The sequence below is a fragment of the Polaromonas sp. CF318 genome, assembly GCF_000282655.1.
Classification (GTDB): domain Bacteria; phylum Pseudomonadota; class Gammaproteobacteria; order Burkholderiales; family Burkholderiaceae_C; genus Polaromonas.
Map to the genome: position 1 here is coordinate 1 of NZ_AKIV01000149.1, position 14105 is coordinate 14105.

The 14105-nt window shown below is 67.0% G+C and carries 9 protein-coding genes; 7 read left to right on the top strand and 2 right to left on the bottom strand.

All coding sequences use genetic code 11. The features are described 5' to 3' along the window. The 4 genes from PMI15_RS23155 to PMI15_RS23170 form a co-directional block, all read left to right on the top strand. Positions 1 to 559, top strand: a 559-nt coding sequence (locus PMI15_RS23155) for an alpha/beta hydrolase fold domain-containing protein (RefSeq protein WP_007874832.1), incomplete at its 5' end; no start/stop codon positions are given. Between the two features lie 268 nt (positions 560 to 827). Then, positions 828 to 2057 (top strand): efflux RND transporter periplasmic adaptor subunit, encoded by a 1230-nt coding sequence (locus PMI15_RS23160; protein WP_007874834.1) that lies wholly within the window; start codon positions 828 to 830, stop codon positions 2055 to 2057. 33 nt (positions 2058 to 2090) lie between these two features. Then, on the top strand, positions 2091 to 5324 hold the full coding sequence (locus PMI15_RS23165; protein ID WP_007874836.1) for an efflux RND transporter permease subunit: 3234 nt from the start codon (positions 2091 to 2093) through the stop codon (positions 5322 to 5324). 29 nt (positions 5325 to 5353) lie between these two features. Next, positions 5354 to 6760 (top strand): efflux transporter outer membrane subunit, encoded by a 1407-nt coding sequence (locus PMI15_RS23170; protein ID WP_007874845.1) that lies wholly within the window; start codon positions 5354 to 5356, stop codon positions 6758 to 6760. 343 nt (positions 6761 to 7103) lie between these two features. On the opposite strand, the gene PMI15_RS23175 is transcribed toward PMI15_RS23170, so the two are convergent. Then, on the bottom strand, positions 7104 to 7664 hold the full coding sequence (locus PMI15_RS23175; RefSeq protein WP_007874846.1) for a hypothetical protein: 561 nt from the start codon (positions 7662 to 7664) through the stop codon (positions 7104 to 7106). A gap of 202 nt (positions 7665 to 7866) precedes the next feature. On the opposite strand from PMI15_RS23175, the gene PMI15_RS23180 reads away from it, so the two are divergent. Both PMI15_RS23180 and PMI15_RS23185 read left to right on the top strand, forming a co-directional pair. After that, complete coding sequence (locus PMI15_RS23180) at positions 7867 to 9138, top strand: class I SAM-dependent methyltransferase (protein ID WP_007874847.1); 1272 nt, start codon at positions 7867 to 7869, stop codon at positions 9136 to 9138. A 6-nt stretch (positions 9139 to 9144) separates the two neighbouring features. Next, positions 9145 to 10161, top strand: coding sequence for a tRNA-dihydrouridine synthase (locus PMI15_RS23185; RefSeq protein ID WP_007874848.1), 1017 nt, complete (start codon positions 9145 to 9147; stop codon positions 10159 to 10161). A 24-nt stretch (positions 10162 to 10185) separates the two neighbouring features. Here the strand turns inward: PMI15_RS23185 and PMI15_RS23190 are convergent, their stop codons facing one another. Next, positions 10186 to 11391, bottom strand: a complete 1206-nt coding sequence (locus PMI15_RS23190; protein ID WP_007874850.1) for a multidrug effflux MFS transporter — start codon at positions 11389 to 11391, stop codon at positions 10186 to 10188. Positions 11392 to 11680: 289 nt separating this feature from the next. Between PMI15_RS23190 and PMI15_RS23195 the strand changes: the two genes are divergently transcribed. Continuing rightward, entirely contained in the window at positions 11681 to 14104 is a 2424-nt protein-coding gene (locus tag PMI15_RS23195) for a cellulase family glycosylhydrolase (protein WP_007874852.1), read from the top strand. The last annotated feature ends 1 nt before the right edge of the window (position 14105 follow it).

The following is a 14105-nucleotide window of genomic DNA, read 5'->3' on the forward strand; positions in this document are numbered from 1 at the left end:
TTGCAGGCCCCGCCACAAGCTCGCCGGCGCGGGCGCGCCGGTGTTTGTGGCTGGCGAGGAAGCCGGCGGCAATATCGCCGCGGCCGTGGCGTTGATGGCGCGCGACCTGCAGGAGCCGGCCCTGGCCGGGCAGATATTGCTCTCGCCCATGCTGGACCCTTGCCTGGCCACGGCTTCGCTGCGCGACGCCGAAGCCGGCCCGGTGGGCTGCACCTGGGCCGACGGCTGGCACAACTACCTGCCGCGCCTGGAAGACGCGAGCCACCCTTACGCCGCGCCGGGCTCGGCCTTTCGTCTGGCCGGCCTGCCGCCCACCCTGCTGATCACGGCCCAGGACGACCCGCTGCGCGACGAGACGCTGGCCTATGCCGCGCGCCTGCGCGCCGCCGGCCTGGTCGCGCTCGACACGGTGTTGCCGGTTCCCACCGGCTGGCCCTGCAGCTACCTGGAGCCGGCGGACCCCCAAAACGCCTGGGGGCCGCTGCTGCGTGAGCGCTTTGGCCGTTTCTTTGCCACCGCGCTGGATGCGCGGACCGCCGCGCACGGCGCCGTGGCCTGAGTTTTATCGATTGTTTTATTGCTTCAATTTTTTCTTTGAGGGAGTTCACCATGCCACTGATTCATCCGGATACCGATCAACGCCGCGCGCAAGGCCGCGGCGGCTTGATGTCCCTGCCCGGGCAGCGTGTCGGGCGCCGCGCGCTTGACCTCAACTTAAGTTGAGGTTTTAGAGTCGCCGGTTTGCCGCTTTGCCCAACCCGCTCATCACCCCTCCATTTATCCGTTTATCCGTTTTCTTCATCCATCCCATCTTCGAGAGAATTGACATGCCATCCATACAACTGCATACCCCCAAGCGCCGCCTGCTGGCCGTGGCCCTCGCCGTGCTGGCCGTGACCGGCATCTCCGCCGCCGTGTTCGGCGTCTCCGGCACCCGCGCCCAGTCCGGTCCCGCCGCGCCGCAAGCCACCCCCGTCTCGGTTGCCACCGTGGTGCAGAGCGACGTGTCCGCCTGGGACGAGTTCTCGGGCCGGCTGGAGGCGGTCGAGCGCGTGGACGTCCGTTCGCGCGTGGCCGGCACCATACAGTCCGTGCACTTTCGCGAAGGGGCGCTCGTCAAAAAGGGCGACCTGTTGCTCACCATAGACCCGGCGCCTTATGCCGCCGACGTGGAACGCGCCGATGCGCAGGTCGCCGCCGCCCAGGCCCGGGTCACCCAGGCCAAGGGCGAGCAGGAGCGTTCGCAGCGCCTGTGGAGCGAGCAAGCCATCTCCAAGCGTGAATTCGACGAGCGCACCAACGGCAAGGGTGAGGCCGAGGCCAACTTGCGCGCCGCGCAGGCGGCCCTGCAGACGGCGCAGCTGAGCCTGGGTTACACCCAGGTGCGCGCGCCGGTCTCGGGCCGTGTCGGCAAGCTCGAAGTGACCGTGGGCAACCTGGTCGCCGCCGGCCCGGGCGCGCCGGTGCTGACCACGCTGGTGTCGGTGAGCCCGATCTACGCGAGTTTTGATGCCGACGAACAGGTCGTCACCAAGGCCCTGAAGGACGTGGGCGGCAATGGCGGCCCGGCCAGCCGCAACCTTGAGCGCATTCCCGTGCAGATGGGCACCGCCGCGAGCACCGACACGCCGTTTGAAGGCCGCTTGCAGCTGGTCGACAACCAGGTTGACGCCCGCAGCGGCACCGTGCGCGCCCGCGCCGTCTTCGACAACAAGGACGGCCAGCTCATGCCCGGCCAGTTCGCGCGCATCCGCATGGGCCAGGCCACCAAGGGTACGGCCTTGCTGATCAACGAACGTGCCGTCGGCACCGACCAGAACAAGAAGTTTGTGCTGGTGGTGGGCGCCGACAACAAGGCGGTCTACCGCGAGGTCACGCTGGGTGCGGCCGTCAACGGCCTGCGCGTGGTCAAGGGCGGCCTTGCCGCCAACGAACGCATCGTCGTCAACGGCCTGCAGCGCATCCGTCCCGGCGCGCTGGTCGCGCCGCAAACGGTGGAAATGTCCGCCAAGGCCGAGCTCACCGAAAAAGCCGTCAAGGTCGCGGCCAAATCCTGAGCCGGCTTTGACACCTGAACAAGAAGAATCGCCATGAATTTATCCAAGTTTTTTATTGACCGGCCCATCTTTGCCGGCGTGCTGTCGCTGCTGATGTTCATCGCCGGACTGATCGCGCTGCGCTCGCTGCCGATCGCCGAATATCCCGATGTGGTGCCGCCCACCGTGGTGGTGCGCGCCAACTATCCCGGCGCCAACCCCAAGGTGATCGCCGAGACCGTGGCCACGCCGCTGGAGGAATCCATCAACGGCGTGGACGGCATGCTCTACATGAGCAGCCAGGCCACCACTGACGGCCTCATGACGCTCAACGTCACCTTCAAGCTGGGCACCGACCCGGACAAGGCGCAGCAGCTCGTGCAGAACCGCGTCTCGCAGGCCGAACCGCGCCTGCCCGAGGAAGTGCGCCGCCTGGGCATCACCACCATCAAGAGTTCGCCCGACCTCACCATGGTGGTGCACCTGCTTTCGCCCAACGACCGCTATGACATGACCTACCTGCGCAACTACGCGGTGCTCAACGTCAAGGACCGCCTGGCGCGCATCAACGGCGTCGGCCAGGTGCAGCTCTTCGGCTCGGGCGACTATTCGATGCGCGTCTGGCTGGACCCGCAAAAGGTGGCAGAGCGCGGGTTGTCCGCCGGCGATGTGGTGCGCGCCATCCGCGAGCAGAACATCCAGGCCGCCGCCGGCGTGGTGGGCGCTTCGCCCGGCCTGCCCGGCGTGGACATGCAACTGTCCATCAATGCCCAGGGCCGCCTGCAAAGCGAGGAAGAGTTCGGCGACATCATCGTCAAGACCGACAAGGGCGGCGCCGTGACGCGCCTGCGCGACATCTCGCGCCTTGAACTGGGCGCCTCCGACTACGCCCTGCGCTCGCTGCTGGACAACAAGCAGGCGGTTGCTGTGCCGGTGTTCGCCGCGCCGGGCTCCAACGCCATCCAGATTTCAGACGACGTGCAGGCCGTGATGAAAGAACTCAAGAAGAACATGCCCGAAGGCGTGGACTACGAGATCGTCTACGACACCACGCAGTTCGTGCGCTCCTCCATCGAAGCCGTGGTGCACACCCTGCTCGAGGCCGTGGCCCTGGTGGTGCTGGTCGTGATCATCTTCCTGCAAACCTGGCGCGCTTCCATCATCCCGCTGCTGGCCGTGCCCATTTCCGTCATCGGCACCTTCGCGGTGATGCACCTCTTCGGTTTTTCGATCAATGCGCTCAGCCTGTTCGGGCTGGTGCTGGCCATCGGCATCGTGGTGGACGACGCCATCGTGGTGGTGGAAAACGTGGAGCGCAACATCGAGGCGGGGCTGAGCCCGCGCGACGCCACCTACCGCGCCATGCGCGAGGTGTCCGGGCCCATCATCGCCATCGCCCTGGTGCTGATCGCCGTGTTCGTGCCGCTGGCCTTCATCACCGGCCTGTCGGGCCAGTTCTACAAGCAGTTCGCGCTGACGATTGCGATCTCGACCGTGATCTCGGCCGTCAACTCGCTGACGCTGTCGCCCGCCCTGGCCGCCATGCTGCTCAAGGGCCACGACGCGCCCAAGGACGCGCTGACCCGCGGCATGGACAAGGTCTTCGGCCGTTTCTTCGGAGCCTTCAACAAGGCCTTCAGCCGCGGCTCCGAGAACTACAGCCGCGGCGTCAAGGGTGCGATCTCGCGCAAGGCCGTGATGCTGGGCATCTATCTGGTGCTGGTGCTGGCCACCACGGGCCTGTTCAAGGCCGTGCCCAGCGGTTTTGTGCCCGGCCAGGACAAGCAGTACCTGATCGGCTTCGCGCAGCTGCCCGACGGCGCCACGCTGGACCGCACCGAAGACGTGATACGGCGCATCAGTGACATCGCCATGAAACAACCCGGCGTGGAACACGCGATTGCCTTCCCAGGCCTGTCGATCAACGGTTTTACCAACAGCTCCAACTCGGGCATCGTGTTTCTGTCCCTGAAACCCTTTGACCAGCGCAGGAGTGCGGACCTGAGCGCGGGCGCCATCGCCGGCCAGCTCAACGGCAAGTTCAGCGGCATCCAGGAAGCCTTTATCGCGATGTTCCCGCCGCCGCCCGTGCAGGGCCTGGGCACCACCGGCGGCTTCAAGCTGCAGCTGGAAGACCGCGGCTCGCTCGGTTATGCCGCGCTGGACAAAGCCACCAAGGACTTCATGGCCAAGGCCTACCAGACGCCTGAACTGGCCGGCCTGTTCTCGAGCTTCCAGGTCAACGTGCCGCAGCTCTACGCCGACATCGACCGCACCAAGGCGCGCCAGCTCGGTGTGCCGGTGACCGACGTCTTCGACACCATGCAGATCTACCTGGGCAGCCTCTACGCCAACGACTTCAACAAGTTCGGCCGCACGTATTCCGTGCGGGTCCAGGCCGACGCGCCTTACCGCGCCCGCGCCGAGGACATAGGCCTGCTCAAGGTGCGCTCGGCCACCGGCGAGATGGTGCCGCTGTCGGCGCTGATGAAGGTCACGCCCAGCTTCGGCCCGGAGCGCGCCATGCGCTACAACGGCTTCCTGTCGGCCGACATCAACGGCGGCGCTGCGCCCGGCTATTCCTCGGGCCAGGCGCAGGACGCGGTCGCCCGCATCGCGGCCGAAACCCTGCCGCCCGGCATCAGCTACGAGTGGACCGACCTGACCTACCAGGAAATCATCGCCGGCAACTCGGCTATGTGGGTGTTCCCGCTGGCGCTGCTGCTGGTCTTCCTGGTGCTGGCCGCGCAGTACGAAAGCCTGACCCTGCCGATCGCCATCGTGCTGATCGTCCCCATGGGCCTCCTGGCCGCCATGCTGGGCGTGAAGCTGACCGGCGGCGACAACAACATCTTCACGCAGATCGGCTTGATCGTGCTGGTGGGGCTGTCGGCCAAGAACGCCATCCTGATCGTGGAGTTCGCGCGCGAGCTGGAGTTTGCCGGCCGCACGCCGCTGCAAGCCGCGATTGAAGCCAGCCGCCTGCGCCTGCGTCCCATCCTGATGACCTCGCTGGCCTTCATCATGGGCGTGCTGCCCCTGGTGCTGTCGACCGGCGCCGGCGCCGAAATGCGCCATGCCATGGGTGTGGCGGTGTTCTCGGGAATGATTGGCGTCACGGCTTTCGGCTTGTTCCTCACGCCGGTGTTCTACGTCACCTTGCGCGCGCTGACGGGCAACCGCCCACTCAAGTTGCACGGCGAAGTGCCGCACCTCGAAGCCTTCGCGGGCAGCGGCGGTGCAGGCGCGCACGCCCAGCCGGCCGCGCCCGTCAAGCTACACGAATAACAACAAGCATCAAGTTACAGGAGTTCATCATGAACCACGCATCCACAAAGCTGCGCAGCGCACTGCTGCCCCTGCTGGCCGCCCTGGTGCTGGCCGGCTGCGCCACCAGCGCCTCGGTAGACCCGGCCAGCATTCCCGCCGCGCCCGCGGCCTACAAGGAAAACGCCGGTGCGGCGGCTGTTGCCACGGCTACTGCCCCGCAATCACAAGGCGCCTGGTGGAAGGTGTTTGCCGACCCGGTGCTGGACCGGCTGGTCGAGCAGGCCGGCCAGAACAACAACAGCGTCAAGGTGGCCGCGGGCCGCCTGGCCCAGGCGCGCGCGATCTTGCGCAACACCGACGCCGACCGCCTGCCGCAAGTGGGCTTGAGCGGCGGCGCGGTGCGCCAGAGCAACATCACCACCAACCGCGTCGCGCAGACCACGGTCACGGCCGCCGCCAATTTTTCCTATGAGGTCGACCTGATCGGCAAGCTCTCGCTGAACTCGGACGCCGCATCGCTGGACGCCCAGTCGCGCGAAGCCCTGCTGCGCAGCACCCAGCTGCTGGTGCAGGCCGACGTGGCGCAGGCCTACCTGAACCTGCGCGCGCTGGACACCGAACGCACGCTGGTGCGCGATACGCTGCAGGCCTACCGCAACACCTTGCGCCTGACGGAAGTGCGTTTCCGCGAGGGCGACGTGGCCGAGCTCGACGTGGCCCGTGTGCGTACCGAAGTCGCTTCGACCGAATCCGAGGCGCTGGCCTTGGACCGCCGCCGCGCCGAAATCGAACATGCGCTGGCCGTGCTGGTCGGCGAGGTAGCCTCCAGCTTTGCCGTCGCGCCCACCGAATGGGCTACCGTGCTGCCCGTGATCCCGGCCGGCGTGCCCAGCACGGTGCTGGAGCGCCGCCCCGACGTGTCCGCCGCGCAAAGCAGCATGCAGGCCGCGCAGGCCCGCGTGGGCGTGGCCAAGGCCGCCTGGTTCCCGACCTTCTCGCTGACGGCCAACGGCGGTTATGCCGCGCCCGAAATCAAGGACCTGTTCAAGGTCTCCAGCCAGGCCTGGGGTGTGGGCGCGCTGCTGTCGCTGCCGCTTTTTGACGGCGGCCGCCGCCAGGCCGGCGTGCAGAACGCAAATGCCGAGCTCGACATCGCGCTGGCCAACTACCGCGAGCAGATCCTCGTTGCCTTCAAGGATGTGGAGGACCAGCTCTCGGCCCTGCGCCTGCTGGCCGAGCAGTCGGAAGCCCAGTCGCGTTCGGTGGCCTCGGCCACGCGCGCCACGGTGCTGTCGGATTCGCGCTACCGCAACGGCTTTGTCAGCCAGCTCGAGCTGCTGGACGCCCAGCGCAGCGAGCTGCGCAACCGCCGTCAGGCGCTGCAGGTCAAGACCGCGCAGTACCTGGCGACGGTGGGTTTGATCCGTGCGCTGGGTGGCGGCTGGAATGTCTGACTGGCACACCCCTATCGGCGCTCACTTCGTGTAGCGCCTTTTCCCCTTGCAGGGGACGGCGCCTGCGGCCTGGCAAAGCCAGTTCCGCGGCCCCCGCTTGGGAAGATGGGTACACCCCTATCGGCGCTCACTTCGTGTAGCGCCTTTTCCCCTTGCAGGGGACGGCGTCTGCGGCCTGGCAAAGCCAGTTCCGCGGCCCCCGCTTGGGAAGATGGGTACACCACTGTCGGCGTTCACTGCGTGTAGCGCCTTCTCCCCTTGCAGGGGGATGGGCGCCTTGGGGCCGGTAAAGCCGGACCCCGGCCCCCGCTTGTCAAAGCGCTATGCCGGGCCGGTCTTGGGCTCAATTCACCTTGTGTGTTTTGCGCGGGATGAATTCCGCGTGGGGCACCGCGTTGATATTGGGCAGGTTCATGCCGAAGCCGGGTGGCAGGTTGTAGCAGCCGTCGAGGAAGACGCCGCCCACGCGCAGCGCTTGCGCCACCAGGCATTCGGCTTCGTCAGGGCGCCAGGCAAAGCCAGGGGAGAGTTTCACGAAGGAGTAGCGGCAGTGGCCTTCCGACTCGATCAGGGCGAACTCCCTGCCTTGGATCAGCAGGTAGCTGAAGGCCCAGTCCTTGCCGTTGATGAGGCTGACCTCGAGGAAATAGGCATCGCGGCCTGGGTCCACGGCCCAGCTGCGGCGGCTCAGGTCAAACCGCTCCCGGGTGGGGTGGACAAAACCCATCAGCTGCTGCGTGAGTTCCGGTGTGTAGACCGCGTCAAAAGTCTCCTGGTCGATGGGCTTGATTTCAAATGGCATGGTGTTTTTGGACAGGCCTGACAGCGGCCTGTCCTCTCCAGAAGCCGCACCATAGAGGTATTCGCGGCGCGCGTTGGCGTTGAATGTCCGTGCGTGGAACATTGGCGCTGGATTTTTGAAAATAGTGCCGTGGGCCGGCTTTGGATACGGCATGCACTGCAGTTGGTGCGACCTGAACTTTCATGAAGGTTCCACCGGAAAAGCGGCCATTTGCAGCATTGGCAGGCAGTTTTAGGGCCATTCCGCCCAAACGGGTGGCTGCATCTGTTAAAACACTTGGCTCCCTTTGCTGTGTTTGCCCCTGATGCCTGTTTCACCTGCCGTCCCCGTTTCCCCGCCGCCCGCGCCCGCCTTGATCCACTGGATGGAAGGCGGCGAAGCGCATTCCGCGCGCTGGCGCTCCGAGCGCGGCGCGGCGCCGCCCAAGCGTGTGGTGCTGGCCGACGACAGCATGAGTGCCGACACGGCTTACCGCCTGGCCTGTGAGGGCACGGGGCTGCTGTGGCGCGGCGATTTCCAGAATGCCCGCATGCTGGTGCAGGCGCTGGCGCGCCGCGTCGACAAACCGGCCAGGCCCAAGCGCGACAAGCGCGTCAAAGCCCAAAAGGCCGGGGAGGCCGTGCAAGCCGTAGAGGCCGGCGCCCCCGCCGAAGCGCCGGCACCGATATTTCCGCAAGCTTTTCATCTGCATCGCCAGGCCCAGGCGCAGCGGGCCCGTGTATTGGGCATGGTGCTGGTTCCGTTTGACGCGGACTACGGCATTCCCCTGCGCCGCGCACCTGATGCCAAAAAAGCCTGCGCCGAGGCCTGGGGCCCCGCCAGGGACGGTGCGGGTCCTTCGGTCGCCTCCTTGCGCGAACTCATGGGATTTATCAGCGCGCACGAATGGCGCCGCAAGGGTGTGCCGATCCCCGCGCTTGGCGAAGACGGGCCGCACAACCGCATCCATCCGCATTACGGCGTGTTCTCGCCGGTGCGCGGCGAATACATAGACCTGGTGGCCCAGGCGCCCGTGCCCGAGGGCATGGCCGACCTGCTGGGCTTTGACATAGGCACGGGCACCGGTGTGCTGGCTGCCGTACTGGCCCTGCGCAGCGGCGTGCAGCGTGTGGTCGCGACCGACCAGGACCCGCGCGCGCTGGCCTGCGCGCGCGACAACCTCAAGCGCCTGGGTTTTCCGCAGGTCGAGGTGCGCGAGGCCGACCTGTTTCCCGAAGGCCGCGCCCACATCATTGTCTGCAACCCGCCCTGGTTGCCCGCGCGCGCCGGCTCGCCGGTCGAGCATGCGGTGTACGACGAAGACAGCCGCATGCTGCTGGGTTTCCTCAAGGGCCTGGCCGCGCACCTGGAGCCCGAGGGTGAGGGCTGGCTGATCCTGTCGGACCTGGCCGAGCACCTGGGCCTGCGCACGCGCGCCTGGCTCATGCAAGCCATCGATGCCGCGGGCCTCAAGGTCATAGACCGCCTGGACGCGCAGCCGCAGCACCCCAAGGCTTCGGACGCAAGCGATGCGCTGCATGCGGCGCGCGCGGCCGAAGTGACCTCGCTGTGGCGATTGGGCGCCAAACAAGCGTGAAGCGCGATGAAGGCTGAAGCGCACGCCACCGTCCTGCTGGCCCCCATGGAAGGGCTGCTGGACTTTGTGCTGCGCGACATCCTCACCCGGGTCGGCGGCATAGACCGCTGCGTCTCCGAATTCATCCGCATCACCGACCAGCTGCTGCCCGAACGCGTTTTTTACCGCATCGTGCCCGAGCTGCACCACGGCGGCCGCACCCTGGCCGGCGTGCCGGTGCGCGCGCAACTGCTGGGTTCGGACCCGGGCTGCATGGCCGAGAACGCCGCGCGGCTTGCGGGGCTGGGGCCGGCCGGCATCGACCTCAACTTCGGCTGTCCGGCCGCGGTCGTCAACCGCCATGGCGGCGGGGCCTCGCTGCTCAGGGAGCCCGAAACCCTGACGGCGGTGGTCGGTGCGGTGCGCCGCGCGGTGCCGGCGCACATGCCTGTTTCCGCCAAGATGCGTCTGGGTTATGAGGACGACACGCGCGCCGTCGAATGCGCGCTCGCGATCGAAGCGGGCGGCGCGGGCGAGCTGGTGGTGCACGGCCGCACCAAAGCCCAGGCCTACAGGCCGCCGGCTTACTGGGAGCGTATTGCCGACATACGCGCCGCGGTGAAGATTCCGGTCGTGGCCAACGGCGAGATCTGGACGGTGGAGGACGCTCGGCGCTGCCGTGAGCTTTCGGGCTGCGACACCCTGATGATTGGCCGCGGTGCGGTGCGCGACCCCGGCCTGGGCCTGGCAATCAAGGCAGACCGGCTGGGCGCGCACGCCACCGTGGGCTGGCCCGATTTGCTGCCGCTGGTCGCTGAGTTCTGGCGCATCGTCTGCTCACGGATTGAACCGCGCGCGCGGGCCGGCCGGCTCAAGCAGTGGCTGAATTTTTTGCGGCGGCGGTTTCCCGAAGCCGAGGCCGCTTACCAGGCGATCAAGACGGTCAACGACCCGGTGCTGGTGGAGGCCTGGCTGGTGCAGGCGCTGCGGGGCAGGGACCTTGATGCGCCTGCTGTGTGCCCGCGCGTGCCCGAAACCGTTTGAGAGAAGGGTGCTCAGGCGCTGACGCTAGCGCGGCGTCGCGACAGGCGTGGCGCGCGCGCCGCCCAGCGTGCCGCGCGCCATCGCATACGCCAGCAGCGCGCAGCCCGCGATGCCGGCCACCATGGGCAGGGCGGTTCCGTCGGCAAACACGCCGACCGTCGCCATCACCACCGCGCCGGTCACGAACTGCAGGGTGCCCATCAGGGCGGAAGCCGTGCCGGCAATCGCGCCGTGCTCTTCGAGCGCGAGCACGGCGGTGGTCGGCACCACCAGGCCCAGGAAGCCGTAGCCCACCAGCAGCAGGGCGATCATCACGTCCAGCCGTTCGATGCCGGCCAGGTTGACGACCAGCAGCAGCGCCATCACCGCCGCATAGCCCGTGACCGCCACTTTCACGATGGGCACCAGGCCGAAGCGCGCCGCGAGCTTGCCGGTGAACTGCGAGACACCGATGAAGGAGGCCGCGTTGACCGCGAAGGCGATGCTGTATTGGCGCGGCGTGAGGCCGTAGTGGTCTATCAGCACAAAGGACGAGTTGGCCAGGTAGGCGAAGAAACTCGAGATGCCGAAAGCGCCTATAAACACCAGGCCCATGAAATGGCGGTCCCGCAGCAGCACGCCGTAGGCCTTGATCGCGCTGCCGAAGCTGCTGTCCACGCGCTGCTCGGGCGGGCGCGTCTCGGGCAGGGTGAAGCCCACCAGCAGCAGGCCGGCGGCGGCCGCCACCGTGACGGCCCAGAACACGCTGCGCCAGCCGAAGGATTCGATCAGCAGGCTGCCGGCCAGCGGCGCCAGGATGGGCGAGACGCTGAAGACCAGCATCAGCAGCGACATCAGCCGCGCCGCGTCGTGGCCGGTGTGCAGGTCGCGCACGATGGCGCGCGGCACCACCATGCCGGCGCAGGCGCCCAGGCCCTGGATGAAACGCAGCACCACCAGCGTGTGGATGTCGGGCGCCAGCGCGCAGCCTATGCTGCCCACGGCAAACAGCAGCAGGCCGAAGTAGAGCGGCGCCTTGCGGCCCACCATGTCGGACACCGGGCCGTAAACAATCTGGCCTATGCCCAGCGAGATGAAGAAGGCCATCAGGCTGGCCTGCACCGCGCCCATGGAGGCACCCAGGCTCTGCCCGATGGAGGGCAGGGCGGGCAGGTACATGTCGATGGCGAAGGGGCCGATGGCGGACAGCAAACCCAGCACCAGGGCTGCCCGGTAGAAACTTTTGGTCATGAAAGGAAGTGGGTCAGGCCGCCCGTGCGCTAAAAAACGAGGGCTTGACCCTTGCACGAAAGCGGTTTTGTGAAAGCTGCCAGGGCCGCTGCCGTGGCTGCCAAAAAATACCTGGCGCTATTGTCGCCGACCTCGGACCATCGCGCTGGCGGGGCGATCCAGGCGGGTGTCCTGTCAGGCCTGACAGGGCCGAACGGACCTGAAATGTAAGCAGCCCCGAGCTGCTGCGTCAAACTGTAATGAACCGCTGAATTGGGCCTTAACCTGAACGCTTCAGGAAAGGGTTTTCATGCAAAGACGCGAATTTTCACAGGCCGCCCTGGCCGCAGGCGCCCTTGCGGCCCTGGGCCCCCTCACCGTGAGCCGCCAGGCGCAGGCCGCCGTGGCGCGCGCCGCGGCCGGCATGCCCGCCATGGGCACCAACCTCTCGGGCATGGAATGGGCCAAGCCCGGCTTGCGGGCCAACACCAGTTCGGCGCCCAACTACCATTTCACCGTGCCGCGCAAGGCCGATGTGTCTTACCTGGCGGCCTGCGGCTTCATCAAGAACCGGCTGCCCATCCAGTGGGAGCTGCTGCAGCCCATGCTGCACGACACGGTGGCCAATGCGGCCGCGAAAGCGGCCATAGGCAACCCGGGCGTCTTCCACGCGGGCTACGAGGCCTTTATCACCGGCGTGCTCGATGCCCATGCCGCGGCAGGCACGCGCTGCATCATCGACAACCACAACTACGGCCGCTACCAGGATTTCCGCTTCCAGCCCGACGGCTCGGTGATAGGCCTGACCGTGCCGCCCAGCCCTTTGCGCCCTTACACCACGGATGCGGTGCAGATCCAGTCGCGGATTTTTTCGCTGGCGCCGGGCGCGACGCTCAGGATTGCGCACTTCACCGATTTCTGGACGCGCGCCGCGACCAAGTGGAAGAACCACCCGGGCTTTGGCGGCTACGGCCTCATGAACGAGCCGCACGACATGCCCAAGCCCGGCGGCGTCATCGCCTCCAACGAGGAAGCGGTGAAGGGCGGCGAAGACCTCACGATATGGCCCGCCTTCGCGCAAGCCGCCATCCAGGCGATACGCGCGGTCGACACCGTCAATCCCATTTATGTGGCCGGCAACCTCTACGACTCGGCCATGTACATAGGCACCAAGAACCCCGGTTTCCCGCTGACCGGTGCCAACCTGGTCTACGAAGTCCATATGTACCTGGACGCCTTCAGCAACGGCGCTTTTTTTGACTACGACACCGAGGTCGCCAAAAACTACAGCGCCGGTTTCGGTACCGGCCCGATCAAGGTCTCCACCGGCGCGGATCGCCTCAAAATCGCGGTCGACTGGGCCGCAGCCAAAGGTGTGAAGCTGGCGCTCACCGAGGTGGGTATGCCCATAGACGACCCGCGCTGGGAGGCCATGTTCGCGCAGGCGGCGGTCTATGCCGCGCAGTCGGGCTGCGAGGTCTACACCTGGATGGGCGGCAACCACTGGCCCATCCACAACTACGCCATCAACCACGTGCCCGGCTGGCACCAGAACAAGTCGCTGGAGCCGGCGGTCTCGGGCGTGCTCAAGGCCGCGACCGGCATCGTGCAGGCGACCCTGTTCGACGACGGGCCGGGTTATGCGCCGGCGGGCACGCCGCTGACCATCACCGTCTATGCGCGCGGCAACCTGGCCCAGCCGGTGGTGCTCACGGTGGCCTCCAACAAGGGCGGCACGCTGAGCAAGTCGCGCCTGACGATTCCGGCCGGCGCCAACGGGCAGGACAGTTTCACCTACACGCCCGCGGCCAACCAGGTCGCCACGCTGAGTTACACCAGCGACGGGCAGCTCTCAGGCCAGGTGCCGCCGCCTCGCAAGGTGTTTTCGCTCACCGACCCGGTGGCCTATGCCGCGACCAGCCTCCCGGATGCCGCGCTGGCCATCATCGCCAAATACGGTGCCTGCAAATGGGAGCTGGCCGACGGCTACACCGACTACCTGCTGGGCGCGCCGGCCGCCGCCGGCCAGGTGGTGCGCGCCGTATCGGATTCGGGCTATGGCTCCAGTCCGGGCAATGCCATGGAGATGATCAACTGGATGAACAAGGACAGCGGTGCCGCCGGGCCCATGTCGGTGCCGGTGATGCGCGTGACCAACGGCAAAAAGAACTCCGACCACAGCGTGCCCGAGTCCTTCGGCTTCTGGTGCAAAAAATCCGGTCGCGTGGCGGGCGTGCAACCGAATCCGCGCAACCGCGTGCCCTACAACCTCGAGGATGCGCATTTCGCCATCGCGGCCCTCAGTGTTCCCGCGGCGACCAACACCGGCGTGGTGTTCCAGGCCTCCAAGGCGGAAGACCTGCAGACCTCGGAACTGGGTTTTCTCAACGGCCAGCCGCGCGCCAGGTGGATTGATTCAAAAGGCCAGACGGTGCAGTTGCTGGCCCCAAGCCGGTTGGCCGTCAACACGCCCGCGGTGCTGGCGCTGGCATCGGTGCCGGGCGCGCAAAAGCTGCGCCTCAATTCCGCCGAAATCGGCAGCGCCGCCGCGACCTTCGCGCCCAGCGCCTTCACCCAGATGCTGATGGGCTGCGGCTATATCAGTTACTACCCGCGCGAAGGCTTTCGGGGCAACCTGTATGCCGTTATCGCGGGCAAGGGTGCGCCCACGGCGGCCGAGCTGGCGGTGCTGGAGCAGTACCTGGGTAGCACCGCGGGCCTGGCGCTCAAGTAAG

Excerpts from the sequence above, each read along its gene's own strand:
- PMI15_RS23165 (WP_007874836.1), top strand. The coding sequence starts at position 2,091 with ATGAATTTATCCAAGTTTTTTATTGACCGGCCCATCTTTGCCGGCGTG.
- PMI15_RS23160 (WP_007874834.1), top strand. The coding sequence starts at position 828 with ATGCCATCCATACAACTGCATACCCCCAAGCGCCGCCTGCTGGCCGTG.
- PMI15_RS23190 (WP_007874850.1), bottom strand. The coding sequence starts at position 11,391 with ATGACCAAAAGTTTCTACCGGGCAGCCCTGGTGCTGGGTTTGCTGTCC.
- PMI15_RS23175 (WP_007874846.1), bottom strand. The coding sequence starts at position 7,664 with ATGTTCCACGCACGGACATTCAACGCCAACGCGCGCCGCGAATACCTC.
- PMI15_RS23180 (WP_007874847.1), top strand. The coding sequence starts at position 7,867 with ATGCCTGTTTCACCTGCCGTCCCCGTTTCCCCGCCGCCCGCGCCCGCC.
- PMI15_RS23185 (WP_007874848.1), top strand. The coding sequence starts at position 9,145 with ATGAAGGCTGAAGCGCACGCCACCGTCCTGCTGGCCCCCATGGAAGGG.
- PMI15_RS23195 (WP_007874852.1), top strand. The coding sequence starts at position 11,681 with ATGCAAAGACGCGAATTTTCACAGGCCGCCCTGGCCGCAGGCGCCCTT.
- PMI15_RS23170 (WP_007874845.1), top strand. The coding sequence starts at position 5,354 with ATGAACCACGCATCCACAAAGCTGCGCAGCGCACTGCTGCCCCTGCTG.